16 protein-coding genes are annotated in these 18,491 nt (G+C 65.6%); 11 read left to right on the plus strand and 5 right to left on the minus strand.

Annotation, left to right across the window (positions count from 1 at the left end; all coding sequences use genetic code 11):
- Positions 1 to 22 precede the first annotated feature (22 nt).
- Positions 23 to 1,399, minus strand: a complete 1,377-nt coding sequence (gene cysS / locus IFT58_RS08760; protein WP_192094495.1) for a cysteine--tRNA ligase — start codon at positions 1,397 to 1,399, stop codon at positions 23 to 25.
- 174 nt (positions 1,400 to 1,573) lie between these two features.
- Between cysS and IFT58_RS08765 the strand changes: the two genes are divergently transcribed.
- The 10 genes from IFT58_RS08765 to proB all read left to right on the plus strand — a co-directional run bounded on the left by IFT58_RS08765 (position 1,574) and on the right by proB (position 11,682).
- A complete protein-coding gene (locus IFT58_RS08765) occupies positions 1,574 to 2,131 on the plus strand; it encodes a hypothetical protein (RefSeq protein WP_192081823.1) in 558 nt (185 codons plus the stop codon).
- 296 nt (positions 2,132 to 2,427) lie between these two features.
- Positions 2,428 to 3,438 carry an N-acetylornithine carbamoyltransferase gene (locus IFT58_RS08770; RefSeq protein ID WP_188326712.1) on the plus strand — a complete coding sequence of 337 codons (1,011 nt, stop codon included), beginning with the start codon at positions 2,428 to 2,430 and terminating at the stop codon, positions 3,436 to 3,438.
- 60 nt (positions 3,439 to 3,498) lie between these two features.
- Positions 3,499 to 4,692, plus strand: coding sequence for an argininosuccinate synthase (locus IFT58_RS08775; protein ID WP_192094496.1), 1,194 nt, complete (start codon positions 3,499 to 3,501; stop codon positions 4,690 to 4,692).
- Positions 4,693 to 4,892: 200 nt separating this feature from the next.
- The gene (locus IFT58_RS08780; RefSeq protein ID WP_192094497.1) at positions 4,893 to 5,981 is read left to right on the plus strand and encodes an acetylornithine deacetylase; all 1,089 of its coding nucleotides are present in this window, start codon (positions 4,893 to 4,895) and stop codon (positions 5,979 to 5,981) included.
- A gap of 73 nt (positions 5,982 to 6,054) precedes the next feature.
- Complete coding sequence (locus IFT58_RS08785; RefSeq protein ID WP_188326715.1) at positions 6,055 to 7,383, plus strand: acetylglutamate kinase; 1,329 nt, start codon at positions 6,055 to 6,057, stop codon at positions 7,381 to 7,383.
- Entirely contained in the window at positions 7,380 to 7,982 is a 603-nt protein-coding gene (locus tag IFT58_RS08790) for a GNAT family protein (protein ID WP_188326716.1), read from the plus strand. The genes IFT58_RS08785 and IFT58_RS08790 overlap by 4 nt, the downstream gene beginning before the upstream one ends.
- Positions 7,979 to 8,935, plus strand: coding sequence for an N-acetyl-gamma-glutamyl-phosphate reductase (argC, locus tag IFT58_RS08795; RefSeq protein WP_192081819.1), 957 nt, complete (start codon positions 7,979 to 7,981; stop codon positions 8,933 to 8,935). The genes IFT58_RS08790 and argC overlap by 4 nt, the downstream gene beginning before the upstream one ends.
- 41 nt (positions 8,936 to 8,976) lie before the next feature.
- A complete protein-coding gene (gene argH, locus IFT58_RS08800; RefSeq protein ID WP_192094498.1) occupies positions 8,977 to 10,272 on the plus strand; it encodes an argininosuccinate lyase in 1,296 nt (431 codons plus the stop codon).
- The gene (locus IFT58_RS08805) at positions 10,272 to 10,535 is read left to right on the plus strand and encodes a YciI family protein (protein WP_188326719.1); all 264 of its coding nucleotides are present in this window, start codon (positions 10,272 to 10,274) and stop codon (positions 10,533 to 10,535) included. The genes argH and IFT58_RS08805 overlap by 1 nt, the downstream gene beginning before the upstream one ends.
- 7 nt (positions 10,536 to 10,542) lie before the next feature.
- Complete coding sequence (gene proB / locus IFT58_RS08810; protein WP_192094499.1) at positions 10,543 to 11,682, plus strand: glutamate 5-kinase; 1,140 nt, start codon at positions 10,543 to 10,545, stop codon at positions 11,680 to 11,682.
- A gap of 44 nt (positions 11,683 to 11,726) precedes the next feature.
- Here proB and IFT58_RS08815 read toward each other — a convergent pair whose 3' ends face one another.
- A complete protein-coding gene (locus tag IFT58_RS08815) occupies positions 11,727 to 13,163 on the minus strand; it encodes a hypothetical protein (RefSeq protein WP_192081816.1) in 1,437 nt (478 codons plus the stop codon).
- A 319-nt stretch (positions 13,164 to 13,482) separates the two neighbouring features.
- Here IFT58_RS08815 and IFT58_RS08820 point away from each other — a divergent pair, with 319 nt between their 5' ends.
- Positions 13,483 to 14,730: a glutamate-5-semialdehyde dehydrogenase gene (locus tag IFT58_RS08820; protein ID WP_192094500.1), complete on the plus strand. Its 1,248-nt coding sequence runs from the start codon at positions 13,483 to 13,485 to the stop codon at positions 14,728 to 14,730.
- Between the two features lie 123 nt (positions 14,731 to 14,853).
- On the opposite strand, the gene pgaD is transcribed toward IFT58_RS08820, so the two are convergent.
- The 3 genes from pgaD to pgaB are packed head-to-tail and all read right to left on the minus strand — an operon-like array spanning position 14,854 to position 18,489.
- On the minus strand, positions 14,854 to 15,348 hold the full coding sequence (pgaD, locus tag IFT58_RS08825) for a poly-beta-1,6-N-acetyl-D-glucosamine biosynthesis protein PgaD (protein ID WP_192094501.1): 495 nt from the start codon (positions 15,346 to 15,348) through the stop codon (positions 14,854 to 14,856).
- Positions 15,345 to 16,595 carry a poly-beta-1,6-N-acetyl-D-glucosamine synthase gene (gene pgaC / locus IFT58_RS08830; RefSeq protein WP_192094502.1) on the minus strand — a complete coding sequence of 417 codons (1,251 nt, stop codon included), beginning with the start codon at positions 16,593 to 16,595 and terminating at the stop codon, positions 15,345 to 15,347. Before pgaC ends, pgaD begins: the two co-directional genes overlap by 4 nt.
- A gap of 1 nt (position 16,596) precedes the next feature.
- Positions 16,597 to 18,489: a poly-beta-1,6-N-acetyl-D-glucosamine N-deacetylase PgaB gene (pgaB, locus tag IFT58_RS08835; protein ID WP_192094503.1), complete on the minus strand. Its 1,893-nt coding sequence runs from the start codon at positions 18,487 to 18,489 to the stop codon at positions 16,597 to 16,599.
- Positions 18,490 to 18,491 lie beyond the last annotated feature (2 nt).

Genomic DNA, 18,491 nt, shown 5'->3' on the forward strand with positions numbered 1-18,491 from the left:
GCAGCGGCCGACCGAGGGACCATCAGGCGCGCTTGCGTACCCAGCGCACACCTTGGGCGGTGTCTTCCAGCACGATGCCTTCGGCCGCCAGCTGGTCGCGGATGGCGTCGGAACGGGCGAAATCGCGGCTCTGCTTGGCCGCCGCCCGCGCGTCGATCAGCGCCTGGATGCGGGCATCGTCGTCGCTGTCGCCAGCGGCGTTGCCGAACCATGCGCCCGGATCCTGCTGCAACAGGCCCAGCGCGAGGCCGGCGCCGAGCAGCTCCTGCTTCAGCTGCTGGCGTGCAGCGGGATCGACGGCTTTGCGCGCTTCACCGGCGATGCGTGCCAGTTCGGCCAGGGCCAAGGGCGTGTTGAGGTCGTCATCCAGCGCCGCTTCGATGGCTGCCGGAATCAGTGCCTGCGCCTCGACATCGGCCAGATCACGCAGCGTGCCGTACAGGCGGTCCAGGGTGCGTCCTGCCTGCTCGATCACAGCGTCGGACCAGTCCAGCGGCTGCCGGTAATGGGCCGACAGCAGCGCCAGGCGCAGCGCTTCCGGAGGGTGCTGGCGCACCAGGTCGTGCACGCGTTCGATGTTGCCGAGCGATTTGCTCATCTTGGCACCGCCGAAATTCAGCATGCCGTTGTGCAGCCAGAAGCGCGCAAAGACCTTCCCGCCATGCGCGCACTCACTCTGCGCGATTTCGTTTTCATGATGCGGGAACTGCAGGTCCACACCGCCGGCGTGAATGTCGATGGTCGGGCCCAGGTGCGCGGCAGCCATCGCCGAACACTCGATGTGCCAGCCGGGGCGGCCACGCCCCCACGGGGACGCCCAGCCCGGGAGGTCGTCGCTCGACGGCTTCCACAGCACGAAGTCACCCGCGGCGCGTTTGTAGGGCGCCACCTCCACGCGGGCACCGGCCAGCATTTCCTCCGGGTCGCGGCGCGACAGCTTGCCGTAGCCCTCGAAGGTGTCCACGGCGAACAGGACGTGGCCTTCCGCCGCGTAGGCATGGCCGTTGGCGATGAGCTGCTCGATCATGGCGATGATCTGCGCCATGTGCGCGGTGACTTCCGGCTCGATATCCGGCGGTACCACGCCCAGTGCGGCCATGTCGTCGCGGTAGGCAGCGGCGAAGCGGTCGGTGATAGCGCTGATCGGCACGCCCTGCTCTCGCGCAGCGGTGTTGATCTTGTCGTCCACGTCGGTGATGTTGCGCGCATAGCGCAGGTTGCCGAAGCGGCGGCGCAGCAGGTCGGCCAGCACGCCGAATACCACCGGTCCGCGCGCGTTGCCGATGTGCACGTAGTTGTAGACAGTAGGGCCGCACACATACAGGGTCGGACAGGCAGGATCGAGCGGGGTGAACGTTTCGAGCTGTCGTGTCAGGTTATTGTGCAGGCGCAGTGTCATGGCGGGAGGACTGGGGGACAAGCCGTTGATTCTAGCGCCGCAAGGGCCTGCGGGGTACCGCCGGGCACTGCGCGCGACCGCGTGGGGTGGCCCCGCGCGCGACGGACGGGTAATGTTCAGCCCCTTGGCGTCCGTGCTGCCTACACTATTACCGTGCATCTGATCCCCTCGCCAATGAGAACCGCCCTCCTGCCTGCGCTGGCCTGCCTGCTGGCCGGGCCTGCCGTGGCCCAGTCCGAAGAGGGCGAACCGCGCAACCGGGTGGTGATCGTCGAGAACCTGAAGTTCGACTACGCGCAGGTGCTGAACGTAGAGCCGGTGTTCCAGACGCTGCGTGCGACACGCACCGAGGAGCATTGCGAGCCGGTGACCACGCGCAACCTGCCACCGGTGAATGTCACCGGCGAGGAGCCGGTGGAGGACAAGGGGCGGTTTGGACGGCTGTGGGAGTCGGTCCGGTCGATCTTCAAGCCGGGCGAGCAGGATCCGGCGGCCGCGCCGGTCGCGCCGTCCGAGACGCCGTCCAGCAATGCGCCGATGCTTACCCGTGACTGCCGGATCGTCCCGGTGGGGCGCGAGTTCCGCCGGCCCATCGCCTACGATGTGGATTACGTCTACAAGGGCACCAAGTACCGCTCGCGGCTGGCCGAAGACCCGGGCAACCGGTTGAAGATCCGCGTATCGATCACCCCGTGGGTGGGGGCCGAGCAGGGCGCCGCCGCAAATCCCTGATCAGCCTCTTGCACCGCACCATCGGCCATGCCACCATGGGCGGAAATGAACGCAACCGACTTCCAGCACGACACGAGCGCCGCCCGCCAGGCCACCGGCATGACGTCGCGTGCCCGCCGACCGGAATCCCACATTTCCGCTGGGTGACCGGAGCTTCGTGCTGTCTGTTCGGTAAAAAACCCAGCCCCCCGGCTGGGTTTTTTCGTTTCAGCGTCTGAAAAGTTACATCTGCACTCATTCCCAACCCCGCGCACTGGACGCTCCGCCCCGCCCGTGCCCAACGCAAGGATCGATTGATGTCCCTCAAGCATTTCCTGAACACCCAGGACTGGAGCCGCAGCGAGCTTGATGCGCTGCTGACCCAGGCGGCGCTGTTCAAGCGCAACAAGCTCGGCGACCAGCTCAAGGGCAAGTCGATCGCACTGGTGTTCTTCAACCCGTCCATGCGCACCCGCACCAGCTTCGAGCTTGGTGCGTTTCAGCTGGGTGCCCACGCGGTGGTGCTGCAGCCGGGCAAGGATGCATGGCCGATCGAGTTCAACCTCGGCACGGTGATGGATGGCGACACCGAAGAGCACATCGCCGAAGTGGCCAAGGTGCTGGGGCGGTACTGCGACATGATCGCCGTGCGTGCCTTCCCGAAGTTCGTCGACTGGTCGGTCGACCGCGAAGACACCGTGCTGAAGAGCTTTGCGAAGTATTCGCCGGTGCCGGTGATCAACATGGAGACCATCACCCACCCGTGCCAGGAGCTGGCGCACGTGATGGCCCTGCAGGAGCACTTCGGCACGCAGGACCTGCGCGGCAAGAAGTACGTGCTGACCTGGACCTACCATCCCAAGCCGCTGAACACCGCGGTGGCCAATTCCGCGCTGACCATCGCCACCCGCATGGGCATGGACGTGACCCTGCTGTGCCCGACCGAGCAGTACATCCTGGATGAGCGGTACATGGGCTGGGCCGAGCAGAACGTGGCCGAGAACGGTGGCTCGCTGCAGGTGAGCCACGACATCCAGAGTGCCTACGCCGGTGCGGACGTGGTGTATGCCAAGAGCTGGGGCGCGCTGCCGTTCTTTGGCAACTGGGAGCCGGAAAAGCCGATCCGCGAAAACTACAAGCACTTCATCGTCGACGAGCAGAAGATGGCGTTGACCAACAATGGCGTCTTCAGTCATTGCCTGCCGCTCCGCCGCAACGTCAAGGCCACCGATGCGGTGATGGATTCGCCGCAGTGCATCGCCATCAACGAGGCCGAGAACCGACTGCACGTGCAGAAGGCGATCATGGCCGCGCTGGCCGGCCGCTGAGTTCTTTCTGATTGAACCCTTCCGCCGGGCACGGCCCGGCGCTACCAGGATCCTACCCCCATGAGCAACAAAGACGTCGTCCTCGCCTTCTCCGGCGGCCTTGATACCAGCTTCTGCGTGCCCTACCTGCAGGAGCGCGGCTACAACGTGCACACCGTGTTCGCCGATACCGGCGGCGTGGATGATGAAGAGCGCGACTTCATCGAAAAGCGCGCCGCCGAGCTGGGCGTCACCAGCCATGTCACCGTCGACGGTGGCCCGGCGATCTGGGAAGGCTTCGTCAAGCCGTTCGTCTGGGCCGGCGAAGGCTACCAGGGCCAGTACCCGCTGCTGGTGTCGGACCGTTACCTGATCGTCGATGCCGCGCTCAAGCGCGCCGCCGAGCTGGGTACCCACCTCATCGCCCACGGCTGCACCGGCATGGGCAACGACCAGGTGCGTTTCGACCTGGCCGTGAAGGCGCTGGGCGACTACCAGATCATCGCCCCGATCCGCGAGATCCAGAAAGAGCACACCCAGACCCGCGCCTACGAGCAGAAGTACCTGGAAGAGCGCGGCTTCGGCGTGCGCGCCAAGCAGCAGGCCTACACCATCAACGAAAACCTGCTGGGCCTGACCATGTCCGGCGGTGAGATCGACCGTTGGGAAGCGCCGGGCGAAGGGGCCCGTGGCTGGTGCGCACCGCGCAGCGAATGGCCGGAGAAGGCGCTGACGGTCACCCTGAAATTCGTTGACGGCGAAGCGGTCGAGCTGGATGGCAAGGCGCTGCCGGGTGAAAAGATCCTGGCCACGTTGAACGCGTTGTTCGCACCGTACGGCGTGGGTCGTGGCGTGTACACCGGCGATACCGTGATCGGCCTGAAGGGCCGCATCGTGTTCGAAGCGCCGGGCCTGGTCTCGCTGCTCGCCGCGCATCGCGCGCTGGAAGATGCCGTGCTGACCAAACAGCAGAACCGCTTCAAGCCGGACGTGGCGCGCAAGTGGGTGGAGCTGGTGTACGAGGGCTTCTACCACGACCCGCTGAAGACCGACATCGAAGCGTTCCTGAAGTCGTCGCAGGCCAAGGTCACTGGTGAAGTCGTGCTGGAAACCCGCGGTGGCCGTGTCGATGCGGTGGCCGTGCGTTCGCCGCACCTGCTCAACACCAAGGGCGCCACGTATGCGCAGTCGGCCGATTGGGGCGTCGAAGAAGCCGAAGGCTTCATCAAGCTGTTCGGCATGAGCTCGACCGTTTACGCGCAGGTCAATCGCTGAGTGACAGGCGTGGCCTGCCGCTCAGCGGTTGACCACGCATTCCACCTTGACCCCGCGCCGTTGGCGCACCCCCTTAAACAAACCGCCAGCGGTTTGCCCACGCATTCCACCTTAACCCCCGCGCCGTTGGCGCACCCCCTTCAACAAGAAGGGGGTTCTCCTCCATCTGGATTTACGTTGTCCTGAAGGATCTACGCAACATGTTGGAACAGACGCTTCATCACCTGCAGGCCTTGGTGTCTTTCGACACCCGCAATCCACCGCGCGCGATCACCACGGGGGGGATTTTCGATTACCTGCGTGACCACCTGCCTGGCTTCCAGGTGGAGGTGATCGACCACGGCGACGGAGCGGTCAGCCTGTATGCGGTGCGCGGTACGCCGAAGTATCTGTTCAACGTGCATCTGGATACGGTGCCGGATTCGCCACACTGGAGTGCGGACCCGCACGTGATGCGGCGCCTGGACGATCGCGTGGTGGGGCTTGGTGTGTGTGACATCAAGGGTGCAGCGGCGGCGTTGGTGGCTGCGGCCAATGCCAGCGATGGCGATGCCGCGTTCCTGTTCTCCAGCGATGAAGAAGCCAATGATCCGCGCTGTATCGCGGCGTTCCTGGCGCGCGGCATTCCCTACGAAGCGGTGCTGGTCGCCGAGCCGACCATGAGCGAGGCGGTGCTGGCCCACCGTGGTATCAGCTCGGTGCTGATGCAGTTTGCCGGCCGCGCCGGCCACGCATCGGGCAAGCAGGATGCGGCGGCCAGCGCGCTGCACCAGGCCATGCGCTGGGGCAACCGGGCGCTGGACCATGTGGAGTCGCTGTCGTCGGCGCGCTTCGGCGGATTGACGGGCCTGCGCTTCAACATCGGTCGCGTGGAAGGTGGGATCAAGGCCAACATGATCGCGCCGGCTGCGGAAGTGCGTTTCGGTTTCCGGCCGCTGCCGTCGATGGATATCGATGCCTTGCTGGCCACGTTTGCCGGGCTGGCCCAACCGGACGCGGCGCAGTTCACTGAGACCTTCCGTGGCCCCAGCCTGCCGGCCGGCGACATCGCCGATGCGGAGAACAGACGCCTTGCCGCGCGCGACGTGGCCGATGCACTGGACCTGCCGATCGGCAATGCGGTGGACTTCTGGACCGAAGCGTCGCTGTTCTCTGCAGGTGGCTACACCACGATGGTGTTCGGCCCGGGCGACATCGCCCAGGCACACACCGCCGACGAGTTCGTGACGCTGGAGCAACTGCAGCGTTACACCGATGCGGTGCACCGGATCATCAGCGCCGGCGCCTGAGTACTTCCACTGCCGTCGTGCCATTGGTACGGCGGACCTGCAACGCGGCCCAGCCGCCTGTGACGAAACCGAAATGTCCCCAGCCCTCCAGCCTCATCGCCAGACCCGCCAGACCATCGTCCGCCTGCTTTCCAGCATGGCCAGCGCGAAAGAGATCAGCCAGTACCTCAAGCGCTTCTCGCAGCTCGATGCCAAGCGCTTCGCCGTGGTCAAGGTCGGCGGTGCCGTGCTGCGCGATGACCTGGATGCGCTGACGTCTTCGCTGTCGTTCCTGCAGGAAGTCGGCCTGACGCCGATCGTGCTGCACGGCGCCGGCCCGCAGCTGGATGCCGAACTGGCCGCGGCCGGCATCGAGAAGCAGACCGTCAACGGCCTGCGGGTGACCTCGCCGGAGGCCTTGGCGATCGTGCGCCAGGTGTTCCAGCAGTCCAACCTGCGACTGGTCGAGGCGCTGCAGCAGAACGGTGCGCGCGCCACCTCGATCACCGGTGGCGTGTTTGAAGCGGAGTACATGGACCAGGACGTCTACGGTCTGGTCGGTGAAGTCCGCAAGGTCAACCTCGCCCCGATCGAGGCCAGCCTGCGGGCCGGGTCGATCCCGGTCATCACCAGCCTGGGCGAAACGCGCAGTGGGCAGATCCTCAACGTCAACGCGGACTTCGCGGCAAACGAGCTGGTGCAGGAGCTGCAGCCGTACAAGATCATTTTCCTGACAGGCACCGGCGGCCTGCTTGACGAGGACGGGAAGGTGATCGATTCGATCAACCTCTCCACCGAGTACGCCGACCTGATGACCCAGCCTTGGATCCACGGCGGCATGAAGGTGAAGATCGAACAGATCAAGGACCTGCTGGATCGTCTGCCGCTGGAGTCGTCGGTGTCGATCACCCGGCCGGCCGATCTGGCCAAGGAACTGTTCACCCATAAAGGATCGGGCACGCTGGTGCGCAAGGGCGAGAAGGTCCTGCGTGCCACCTCGTGGGACGAACTGGACCTGCCACGCCTGCGCGGCTTGATCGAATCCAGTTTTGGTCGCGTGCTGGTCGCGGATTACTTCGACAGGACCCGGCTGCTGCGTGCCTATGTCAGCGAGAACTACCGGGCGGCGGTGATCCTGACCGACGAAGCGGAAGGCGTGTATCTGGACAAGTTCGCCGTGCTCGATGATGCGCAGGGCGAGGGGCTGGGCCGTGCGGTCTGGAATGTCATGCTGGACGAGACGCCGCAGCTGTTCTGGCGGTCGCGCAACGGCAACCCGATCAACCACTTCTACTACGCCGAATCCGATGGCTGCTACAAGCAGGGCAGCTGGAAGACGTTCTGGTACGGTGCGGATGGCTTTGACCGCATCAGGGCGTATGTCGAGCATTGTGCGCAACGTGCGCCGAGCCTGCAGGGATGAGCAGCGCTGACCACTGGGTGCAGGTGCCCACGCTTCGCGGCCGCCATGTCAGCCTGGAACCGCTGCAGCCGTCGCATGTGCCGGGGCTGCAGCAGGCCGTGCAGGGCAGCGGGTTGGACCAGTTGTGGTTCACCCAGGTGCCAGCGCCGCCCGACGTGGCGGCGTACGTGGACGCAGCATTGCAGGCGCAGGCAGAAGGCCGCGTGCTGCCCTTCGTCATCCGTGACGCGGCCGGCGATATCGTCGGCAGCACCCGTTATTACGGGTTGGATGCCAGCGTTCCCACGCTGAGCATCGGCTATACCTGGCACGCGCCGCGCGTACAACGCACCGGCCTGAATACCGAAGCCAAGCTGCTGTTGCTGCAGCACGCGTTCGAGACGCTGGGCTGCCTGAGCGTGGTGTTCGAAACCAGCTGGTTCAACCACGCATCGCGTACGGCGATTGCGCGCCTGGGTGCCAAACAGGATGGCGTGCTGCGCAATCACCGGCGACATCCCGATGGCACGCCACGCGATACCGTCATCTTTTCCATCATCGATGCGGAATGGACAGGGGTGAAGCGCCACCTGCAGTTCCGCCTGGACAGCCACTCATGAATGACAGCACGACCTTCACCCTTGGCATTGTCGGCGCCCGCGGCCATACCGGCGCGGAGCTGATCAAGCTGGTCGCCGCTCATCCGCGGCTGGCGTTGGCCTTTGTCTCTTCGCGCGAGCGGGCAGGGCAGCGCCTGGCCGATCATCATCCGGAGATCGAAGGCGATCTACAGTACGAAAACCTGGACGCCGACGCGGTGGCCGGCAAGGGCGTGGACGCCGTGATCCTCGCCCTGCCCAACGGCCTGGCGGCGCCCTTCGTGGCCGCGCTTGAGGCGATCAAGCCGGACACGGTCATTGTGGATCTGTCGGCCGATTACCGCTTTGAGGGCAGCTGGTACTACGGCCTGCCTGAGCTCACCCGCAGCGGCTACAACGGCGAGAAGCACATCAGCAATCCGGGCTGCTACGCCACGGCGATGCAGCTGGCGATCCATCCGCTGCTCGACCTGCTGGCCGGCCCGCCGCAGTGTTTCGGCGTATCGGGATATTCCGGTGCCGGCACCACGCCTTCCGACAAGAACGATCCGGCCCTGCTGGCCGACAACCTGATGCCGTATGCACTCACCAACCATGTGCATGAGCGCGAAGTGTCCGCGCATTTGCGCGTGCCGGTGGAGTTCATGCCACATGTGGCGCCCCACTTCCGCGGCATCACCATGACCGTCAACCTGTGGCTCAACCAGCCGCAGACCCGCGAACAGATCGTGGCGCGCTTCACCGACGCCTATGCCGCCGAGCCCTTGATCGAGGTGGTGGATGAAGCGCCATGGGTCAGCCGCATCGCCGGCCGCCATGGCGTGCAGATCGGTGGCTTCACCCTGGCGCCGGGCGGCAAGCGGGTGGTGGTGGTGGCCACGCTGGACAACCTGCTGAAGGGCGCGGCCACCCAGGCCATGCAGAACCTCAACCTCGCGCTGGGCATCGACGAACTCACCTCGATCCCGCACTGATTGACATCGACAGGCGGCCGTGGCCGCCGATGGAGCACAACATGGCAGACCTTCTGTGGCAGAAGCCGGGCGTCGCGGTCGACGCAAAGATCCAGACCTTCCTTGCCGGCGATGACGTGATCCTTGATCGCGAATTCTTCCTGCACGACATTGCCGCCAGTGCAGCGCACGCGCAGGGACTGCAGCACATCGGCATCCTCAGCGCGGACGAGCTGGCCGGTCTGCAACGCGAGCTGGAGGTACTGGCCGACGATTTCCGCAGTGGACGCTTCGTGCTGGACGAGCAGTACGAAGATGGTCATTCGGCCATCGAAGCGCGCCTCACCGAGCGCTTGGGCGACGCAGGCCGCCGGATACACACCGGCCGCAGCCGCAACGATCAGGTGCTGGTGGCCACGCGCCTCTGGCTGAAGGAAAAACTGCTGCGCGTGTCCCAGCTGAACGCGGAGATCGCCAAGGTGGCGCTGGACCGTGCAGAGGCGGAGAAAGATCTGCCGATTCCCGGCTACACCCATATCCAGCGCGCAGTCGTCTCGTCGGCTGGGATGTGGTGGGCGGGCTGGGCCGAAGCCTTCATCGACAACGCCATCCGCGCCCGCGACACGCATGCACTGGTGGATGCCAATCCACTCGGTACCGCAGCCGGCTATGGCGTCAACCTGCCGCTGGACCGGGCGCACACCACGGCGGCGCTGGGCTTTGCGCGCATGCAGATCTCGCCGATCTACGCGCAGCTGTCGCGTGGCAAGTTCGAGATGGCCGCCTTGGAAGCACTGGGCAGCGCCACCCTGGACCTGCGCCGCATCGCCTGGGACCTGTCGCTGTTCACCAGCGCCGAGTTCGGCTTCGTCGCACTGCCCGCGCAGTACACCACCGGCAGTTCGATCATGCCCAACAAGCGCAATCCGGATGTCATCGAGCTGATGCGCGCCACCCATGCCAGCGTGGCCGCCGCGCGTACCGAGATCGAGCAGCTGCTGTCGCTGCCGTCGGGTTACCACCGTGACCTGCAGGGCTCCAAGGGGGCGATTTTCCATGGCTTCGGCCGCGGACTCGCTGCGCTGGAGCTGCTGCCCGCCTTGCTGGCCAATCTGGAATGGCGCAACGACAAGTTGCTGGCGGGCATTGATTCGGGCATGTATGCCACCGACGTGGCGGTGGAGGCAGCGGTGGACGGTGTGCCGTTCCGCGAAGCCTACAAGGCCGCCGCTGCAGGCGCCGACAGCGCAGGGCAGGGGCGGACACCGGAAGGCAGCCTGGCCGCGCGCGTCTCGCCCGGTGCGGCAGCGGACCTGCAGCTGGATGCCCTGCGCGCGCGCTGGCAGGCGCTGGGCTGATGGCCGGCACCCTGTATCTGGTCGTGGCCCTGCGCCGGCCTGATTTCGACGCGCAGGCCATACCGCCGCATGTGGCGTTCCTGGACGCGTTGCGTGACGCGGGGCAACTGCAGCTCACCGGCGGTTTCAGTGACAGCAGCGGCGGTGCCTACGTGCTGTGCAATGTGGGCAGCCTGGAGGAAGCGCGCGCCATCGTCGCGCGCGATCCGCTGGTCACGATGGAGACGTCGGACCTGACCGTGCACGAGTGGATCACCCGATGAGCCGCTCATGAGTACATCGCCCTTCGTCGAGCAGCCCCTGCCCCCTTGGCGACGCGCGGTGTTGAAAGTCGGCAGCAGCCTGCTTGCTGCCGACGGTGGCGGGTTGTCGCCGCGCTACGCATTGGGGCTTGCGCAGTTCGTGTCTGCCCACGTGCTGGCAGGTCGAGAGGTGGTCATCGTGTCGTCCGGTGCGGTAGCGGCCGGTCGCGCCATCCTGCCGAAGGTAGAGGCCGCCGGTGCCGCGATGGCCGCCCGCCAGGCACTCGCCGCGCTCGGCCAGGCGCAGCTGATCGGCCTGTGGCAGCGGTTCTTCGAACGTCCGGTTGCGCAGGTCCTGCTCACCCACGATGACCTGCGCAATCGGCGTCGCTATCTCAATGCCCGTGCCACGCTGACTGAACTGCTGCGGCTCGGTGCGCTGCCGGTGGTCAACGAAAACGACACCGTGTCTGTGGATGAACTCAAGCTCGGCGACAACGACAACCTGGCGGCGACCGTCGCTGCGCTGGTCGACGCGGATGTGCTGTTCATCGCGACCGATATCGATGGCCTGTACAGCGCCGACCCGCGCCGCGACCCGGGCGCTCGCCCCATCATCGACGTGCGCGAGATCACCGCCGAGGTGCTGGCGATGGCCGGTGGCAGCGGCAGCAGTGCGGGCACCGGTGGCATGCGCACCAAGCTGGAGGCCGCCGCCAAGGCGGCGCGGCTGGGCATCGAAACCATTCTGTTCAACGGTCGCGATGGCGATGTGGTGCGTGCCCTTGCGCAGGGCCGGCTGCACGGCACACGCCTGCATGCGTCACAGAGCCGCGAGGCGGCGCGCAAGTACTGGTTGCGCCACGCGCCGGTCGAGCCCGGGGTGATCTGGATCGACGACGGTGCGGCACAGGCCATGCGGGCAAAAGGCGCGTCGCTGTTACCCGGTGGTATCACGGGCGCCGATGGCGATTTCCGCCGGGGTGACATGGTGGAGATACGCAGCCGCTGCGAAGGCGCCGCGTCCCGCGTCGCGCGCGGCGTCAGCCAGTATGCTGCCAGCGATGTCAGGCGTATCGCTGGCCGCCACTCGCGCGATATCGAAACTGCGCTGGGATACAACTACGGTGGCAGCGTGGTCCATCGTGATGACCTGGTCCTGCTCTGATCGCATTGCGGCCTGCCACGCGATGGCACATGCGCCGGGTCAGGTCACGTGTCGTCAGGACCTGGGACGTCTTCGACCAGGAAGGTGCGACGCGTCTGCTCCCGCTTGTGGTTGGCTGCGGCAGATCGCGCGATCACGGTGTGTATGCCGGGTGCAAAGGGACCCAGTACGACCTTCCAGGCGTGCTCCTTGTCCGGCGTTACCCGCTGCTTCACGCCATCGGGCAGTTCGATATCGAACTTCAGTGCTGCAAAGCCGCTGAATTCCACGCTGGGTCCGGTGACGGCGCCTTCCTCTGGCGACGTGATGACGGGCGGTTGCAGTTCTACCGTGTAATCACGAATCAGGGGATCACCTGGGCAGCGGAGATAGAGTCTGCCCATCCGGAAGGGCGGCGGCGGGGGAGGCGGTGCCACGTGTTCGAACCGCCAGCGCAGATCCTCGCCCACCGTTGCCAGGTCGGTCCAAGGCTCCTCGCCGCGCACGCTGTACTGGATCGTGTCCCCTTGCTCGCCGCGTCCTTCGGCAACGGCACCGGCGCGGGTCACCAGTCCGCTTTCGTCAACGATTGGTCCGGCGAACAGGTGGGTGACATCCCACACGGGAAAAGACTCCACGTCCACACTGCGTCGCAGGGCCTCACCCGTGTCCGGGGTTTCCACGAACACGTCCACCAGACCCGGCGTGTCTGAACGCGCCTCGGGCACTTCCCACGCCCCTCCGGGACCCGCCCGCGTGACAGCGACCGGACCGCCGCCCACTGACACCTCTACCCGCGTCTTCGGCCTGGCGGTACCGGTGACGCGGGTGAGCCGGCTTATCTTCCTTCCTTCTTCGGGAAACAACAGCCGCAGGGGAATGGCGGGTGCCTTGGCCACCACCACCTGCACAGAGACCCTGGGTGAATCTGGAAGGGGTCCACCAAGGCACTGGGCGCTGGCCGTGTACGTGCCTGGGGCTGCGTCGATGATGGCGCGCCATGTCCCATCTTTCCCTGCCTCAACCTTGCTGGACGTCTTGTCCAGACGCACCAGTACTTCTCCGTAAGGCAGCGCCCTGCCGGTGCATATGACGTTCAAGCCGCCATCTCGTGCAGAGAATTCCGTGGGGGCTGGCACTGCGGGCAGCACGATATCCACGTAGTTGCTGACGCGTACCGGATCTTCCCGATTCCAGGCGGCGAAGAACCGCATGGTCGTTGCCGTGTGCCGAATGGCGTGAGCCCACCATACGCGCGTCCCGAAGGGCCGCTGGTGCATTTCAGCGTTATCTTTGGTGCTGCTGTGTCGGAAGAAGCCTCCCGATTCGTCTTCACTCCACAGCTGGTAGCCGTCCACGTGGGCTACGTTTGCCTTGGCAGTGATTTTGAAGTCGATCGCGGCATTGCCCTCGGGCGCCACCGTGACCGAATCAATGGTCAGTTCAATCTGGAAATCCGGGTTGGGAGCAGAGGGGGTGTCTGTAACGGGTCTGGTCGTCATCGGTCGTTCCTCTTGGCCTCGTCAGGCAGACAGGTTCTGCCGGTTGCGAGGCTCGTCTGCAAGATTGCATGCACAAAGGCGCTGCGCATTCGATTGAGCCGGTGGCGGAAACAAATGACCATCCGAGAACGTTGGCATCGGATCAGGCAGCAACCAGGCAGGCCGGAAGCGAACGTCACGGTTGCGGGCAAGGCACGCGGATTGACGCGGTAAGCCTTCGCTATACTCGACGCCAGTGTATGCCTACCTCAGTCTTCAGCAGGTTCTGCCATGACGCCGTCGCCCTTTTGCCTTTTCTGCTCTTCTGCGGGGTTCAACCATGTCAGGAATTGAACAGCAGGCACGTGCCTGCCGCAGTGCCGCCACCGTGGTGGCTGGCTTGGATGCGGGTCAGCGTGCGGCCCTGCTGCAGGCGATGGCTGCCGCGCTGGAGAGTCACGCCGGACAGATTCTTGCCGCCAATGCGCGCGACGTCGCGGCGGCACGCGCGAGGGACATTGGCAGTGCGATGCTGGACCGGCTGGCGCTGGATCCTCCGCGTCTGTTCGCCATGGCCGAGGCGCTGCGTGAAGTGGCGGGACTGCCTGATCCGGTCGGTCAGGTCACCCGCGACGAGGTGCGTCCCAACGGCATCCGCGTGCAGAAGGTGCGCGTCCCGCTGGGGGTGATTGCGATGATCTACGAAGCGCGCCCCAACGTCACGGCGGAAGCGGCGGCGTTGTGCCTGAAAGCGGGTAACGGGGTGATCCTGCGCGGCGGGTCCGAAGCGATCCATTCCAATACTGCGATTGCTGCGGCCTTGGGCAGCGCCCTGCGCGGCCAAGGCATACCCGAGGCGGCAGTCACCGTGCTGACCGACCTGCGCCGGGAAGCGATGCTGGAACTGCTGCAGTTGCACGAGCTGATCGATCTGGCCATCCCGCGCGGCGGCGAGGGCCTGATCCGCTTCGTCGCCGAACACGCGCGCGTGCCGGTGATCAAGCACTACAAGGGCGTGTGTCATCTCTTCGTGGATGCCAGTGCGGACGTGGCGCAGGCCGTTGACCTGCTGGTCGACGGGAAGTGCAGCCGGCCCTCCGCGTGCAATTCGCTGGAGACGCTGCTGGTCCACCGCGATATCGCCGATGTGTTCCTGCCGTTGGCCGGCAAGGCGCTGGCCGAACGGGGTGTCCAGCTGCGTGTCGACGTGGCGTCGCAGGCGTTGCTGCCAGGCAGCGTGGCGGCGACGGAAGATGACTATGCCGCGGAGTTCCTGGACCTGGTGATCGCAGTCAAGGTGGTCGATGACGTGGACGCGGCCATCGGACATATCCGCCGCTTCACTTCCGATCACACGGAAGTCATCGCGACCCGCGACGCCGCGCACGCCGAGCGTTTCATCACGGCATTGCGGTCGGCGGTGGTGATGGTCAATGCGTCGTCGCGGTTCTCGGACGGCGGCCAGCTGGGGCTGGGCAGCGAGATCGGGATCTCCACCACACGCCTGCATGCGTATGGCCCGATGGGCCTTGAGTCGCTGACCGTGGAGCGTTTCGTCGTGCGGGGCAAAGGGCAGGTCCGCGCGTAGGCGGTAGAGCCGACTTCAGTCGGCTGCGCTCACCACACCGCGCTGCGCGCTCGCCGAGCATGGCTCGGCGCTACCCGGCATGCGGCCCAGCCCGGAAATCCGTCATGCCCGCAGCAGGGCGCGTCAGGTGGCCTGCAACGGGGTGACCGGCAGCTGCTGCTCGGTCAGACCCACCGGTCGTGCGTCGTCATCCATGTGCAGCATCACGGCTTTGGCGCCCGCCAACTGACGGGCAAGCGCATCGGTTGCGCCGAGGTCACGGGCGATCTCCGCATGCGCTACATCGATGCGCGGCGCACGCCGCTCCTTGCCCGAAAAGCGGAAGCGATTGTATTCCGCCCACACGATCAGCAGCGTCGCGCAGCCCACCAGCAATACCGGCAGTGCGATGATCAGGAAAGGATCCAGCTGCTGCTTGCGCTCGTACAGCTGCACCCAGGCCAGGCGCCCCCCCACCAGCCAGGAAATCAGCGTCAGCACCGGCGCCCATAGATAGAAATAAAAGGCCCAGAACGCGAGGGTGACGAATCCCCACGCGGTGCGTTGCAGACGGGGTTGCTGGCGCGGCTTCTGGATCAGGCGCGAGTCGAAACGGCGGGACGGCTTGTTGGCGTTCATCGTATTCCCCGGTCCGGGCTGACCCAGGTGGCGCGCCTGCGGCCCCGCTTGAGCAGGGTTTTCGGGAAGGCCACCAGGGTGGTGAACAGGCTGATCAACCAGTACGCCATCGGGTACCAGATCACCCAGAAATAATTGCGGCCGATGTGGGTTTCGTAACGACGGTCGATGATCAGGCTGCTGGCGAACTGCAACAGGCAGACCAGCGCGAGGATCACGCCATGCCACTGCGGCAGCAGCGTCTGGATGTACAGCGACGGCGGCAGTTCGACGAACTTGCCGAGCGCCCAGAGCACGATGATGAGCAGCATCACGTAAGCCCACAGCACGCTGAAGATGTACTCCACCAGCACGCCCCACATGCGTCGCTTGCGCCAGTCGAACAGGCTGGCGCCGTGCCGCAGCAGGACTTCCACGCCGCCTTGTGCCCAGCGCAGGCGCTGCTTCCACAGGCCGCCGAGGGTTTCCGGCATCAGGATGAAGCCCAACGCATTGGGCTCATAGCGGATGTCCCAGTGATCCAGCTGCAGGCGCCAGCTGATGTCGATGTCCTCGGTCACCATGTCATCGGCCCAGTAGCCGATGCGGTGCAGGGCGGTGCGTCGGAACCCGGCGATGACCCCGGAGATGGTGAAGATGCGGCCATAGACGCGCTGCGCGCGCTTGATCATGCCGATGATCGAGGAGAACTCGGCGACCTGCAGGCGGCCAAGCAGGGTGGAGCGGTTGCGGATGCGTGGGTTGCCGGTCACCGCACCCACGCGGGGACCACTGTTCAGGTGCCAGACCATCCAGTGCATGGCGTGCTCTTCGAGCATGGCATCGCCGTCGATGCAGATCAGGTACTCCGACTGCGCCGCCAGCGCACCCATGCGCAGTGCGTTGGCCTTGCCCAGGTTGCGGTCCAGGTGCACCACACGCAGTCGCGGGTGTACGGCGGCCAGTGCATCGAGCCGTGCGCCGGTAGCGTCGCTGCTACCGTCGTTGATCGCGATGACTTCGAAATCCGGGTAGCGCTGAGCGAGGGCCGCGCCGATGGTGTCGTCCAGGTTGTCCGATTCGTTGTGGCATGGAATCAGCAACGAGGCGAACGGATACTCCGCCATCGGCGGCGGATCAGCGCGGTCGCGTGATTTCCGCTCGCGGCGGAAGAAGTAATAGAGCCCCCCGGACATCCAGAAGAACGCCATCACCATCGGGTAGAAGAAGGCGAACTGGAACAGGTAGTAGACCAGGGTGTGTTCCATGTCACCGCTCCGGATAGGGGAAGTTGCGTGCGGACATGGCGGCCCGGGCGTCAGCAGTGGATGGCTTGTCGGCGATGAAGTCATCCGGGTACCACGCCAGGTGACGCACTCCCTGCGCCTGCAGGCGACGCACCTGGGCACGCAGGCGCTCGCCCGGAATAGGCGTCTGCGTGCGCCAGTCCACCGTCTGCAGCTCGAACAGCGTGTGCTTCAGCTCGGGGTCGTGCTCACGCACCGCCGCCACCAGCCGGTCCAGCCAGTGCTCGGGATCTTTGCTTCCCTCCATCCACGGCATCGCCATCAGCGCGGTGCGATCGTAGGCGGCATTGAACAGGTCAAGGCGTTGTGCGAACCAGGCGGCGCTCTGCGGTTCCAGCACCGGCTGGGCATACAGGTTGCGCACGGTGGCCAGCTTGGGCCGCCAGCGCTCCGCACGGTCGCGCAGGGCCAGGGTGAAATCGATCAGCGCCTGGGTACGGTTGCCGTCCGCGCCTTCCTGGTCGAGCGCGGTGAGCTCGGTATCGCGCACGTACGCATCGTCATGGAACAACAAGCCTTCGAAGTACGAATTGATCGCCAGGTCTTCGTAGAGGTCCAGGATGATCTGGCGCGCGGCGGGCTGGGTGAAGTCCATCCGGTACATGCCATCCTTTTCCGGGCTGGCGATGCCCAGCGCCTGCCTCTGCGCGGGGTCGGGCAGCTCGAACCCCAGCACCGGCAGCCACGCATACACCTTCACCCCTGCGCGTGTTTTCAGCTGCCACGCCACCCGGTTGAACAGGTCCGCGCGCATCGGCAGGTGGCGGTTGGGAAAGTACAGCGCATCGGCGGTGTTGTTACCGTCGGGGTCCGCAAAGGCCTGCAGGTAGACGTGGGTCGGGCCGATCTTCTTGACCCGGTCGATGAGCACGTCGAGGTTGCGTGCCAGCTGCGCTGGATCGGCGTCATACACCGCGTCCATGTCGATCTGCAGGGCCCGGGTGCCATCCAGGTTGGTATTGCGACGCAGCTCGAACGCCAGCCCGGTGACGTTGGGATTGCCGGTCACCAGCAGGCGCGCAAGTCCGTGCAGATCGCGCGTGATCGGCGTGCTGCGGCCTTCCAGGTCGAATGACACCGGCATGCCCAGCTGCTCGGCGATCGTGTTGCTGAGCTGGTTGTAGGCCGCATAGGGCCAGACGATGGCCTGCGGGCGCACGCCCAGGTGCTTCTCGATGAGATCGGCGCTGCGTGACAGGTCATCGCGCAGGCGCTTCTCGTACGCGTCGGCGGTCTCATAGGTGCCGCTTGCGGGATCGTAGGCGCGGGTGATCACCGCCGGGGTCGAGTTGCCCTGTGGGTTGGACTGCACGCCGTGATGCTGGTTGTCGGTATGGCTGGCCAGCTCGATCAGGCCACTGTCCTTCATCTCACGCAGCTGGTCCCAGGTGAGGAAGTCATCGTGGCCGAACGGGCGGTAGCCGTAATCGATCGTGCGATCGGGCGCCATGTCCACGTAGTCGGTGATCACGGCCACCAGGGCGGGATAGTTGTAGGCGCGCAGCAACGGGTAGACCTTGCTGTACACGCTGCGCAGGCCATCATCGAAGGTCAGCAGTACCGGCCGCGTCGGCAGCGCAGCTTCCCCGCGCGATGCCTTGATCAGCTGGCTGAGCGACACCGGGTGATAACCGTGCGCAGACAGCCAGTCCAGGTGCGCGGCAAAGTTCTGCGTACTCACCGCGTACGCATCGGGGTCGCCCTTGGCGGCGACGTCGTCGCGCACATCGTGGTAGCTCAGGACCAGCAGGCCATTGCCGGCCGCATCCAGTTCCGTGCGTTGCTGCGCCTGCAGCGGCGCGCACAGCGCCAGCAACAGCAGCATCATCAACACCGGCAGTCGCATCGTGATCATCC

Source organism: Stenotrophomonas sp. CFBP 13718, assembly GCF_014842145.1.
Classification (GTDB): Bacteria; Pseudomonadota; Gammaproteobacteria; order Xanthomonadales; family Xanthomonadaceae; genus Stenotrophomonas.

Excerpts from the sequence above, each read along its gene's own strand:
- IFT58_RS08770 (WP_188326712.1), top strand. The coding sequence starts at position 2,428 with ATGTCCCTCAAGCATTTCCTGAACACCCAGGACTGGAGCCGCAGCGAG.
- IFT58_RS08815 (WP_192081816.1), bottom strand. The coding sequence starts at position 13,163 with ATGACGACCAGACCCGTTACAGACACCCCCTCTGCTCCCAACCCGGAT.
- IFT58_RS08820 (WP_192094500.1), top strand. The coding sequence starts at position 13,483 with ATGTCAGGAATTGAACAGCAGGCACGTGCCTGCCGCAGTGCCGCCACC.
- pgaB (WP_192094503.1), bottom strand. The coding sequence starts at position 18,489 with ATGATCACGATGCGACTGCCGGTGTTGATGATGCTGCTGTTGCTGGCG.
- pgaD (WP_192094501.1), bottom strand. The coding sequence starts at position 15,348 with ATGAACGCCAACAAGCCGTCCCGCCGTTTCGACTCGCGCCTGATCCAG.
- IFT58_RS08785 (WP_188326715.1), top strand. The coding sequence starts at position 6,055 with ATGTCCCCAGCCCTCCAGCCTCATCGCCAGACCCGCCAGACCATCGTC.
- argC (WP_192081819.1), top strand. The coding sequence starts at position 7,979 with ATGAATGACAGCACGACCTTCACCCTTGGCATTGTCGGCGCCCGCGGC.
- cysS (WP_192094495.1), bottom strand. The coding sequence starts at position 1,399 with ATGACACTGCGCCTGCACAATAACCTGACACGACAGCTCGAAACGTTC.
- IFT58_RS08775 (WP_192094496.1), top strand. The coding sequence starts at position 3,499 with ATGAGCAACAAAGACGTCGTCCTCGCCTTCTCCGGCGGCCTTGATACC.
- proB (WP_192094499.1), top strand. The coding sequence starts at position 10,543 with ATGAGTACATCGCCCTTCGTCGAGCAGCCCCTGCCCCCTTGGCGACGC.
- IFT58_RS08780 (WP_192094497.1), top strand. The coding sequence starts at position 4,893 with ATGTTGGAACAGACGCTTCATCACCTGCAGGCCTTGGTGTCTTTCGAC.
- IFT58_RS08765 (WP_192081823.1), top strand. The coding sequence starts at position 1,574 with ATGAGAACCGCCCTCCTGCCTGCGCTGGCCTGCCTGCTGGCCGGGCCT.
- IFT58_RS08805 (WP_188326719.1), top strand. The coding sequence starts at position 10,272 with ATGGCCGGCACCCTGTATCTGGTCGTGGCCCTGCGCCGGCCTGATTTC.
- IFT58_RS08790 (WP_188326716.1), top strand. The coding sequence starts at position 7,380 with ATGAGCAGCGCTGACCACTGGGTGCAGGTGCCCACGCTTCGCGGCCGC.
- argH (WP_192094498.1), top strand. The coding sequence starts at position 8,977 with ATGGCAGACCTTCTGTGGCAGAAGCCGGGCGTCGCGGTCGACGCAAAG.
- pgaC (WP_192094502.1), bottom strand. The coding sequence starts at position 16,595 with ATGGAACACACCCTGGTCTACTACCTGTTCCAGTTCGCCTTCTTCTAC.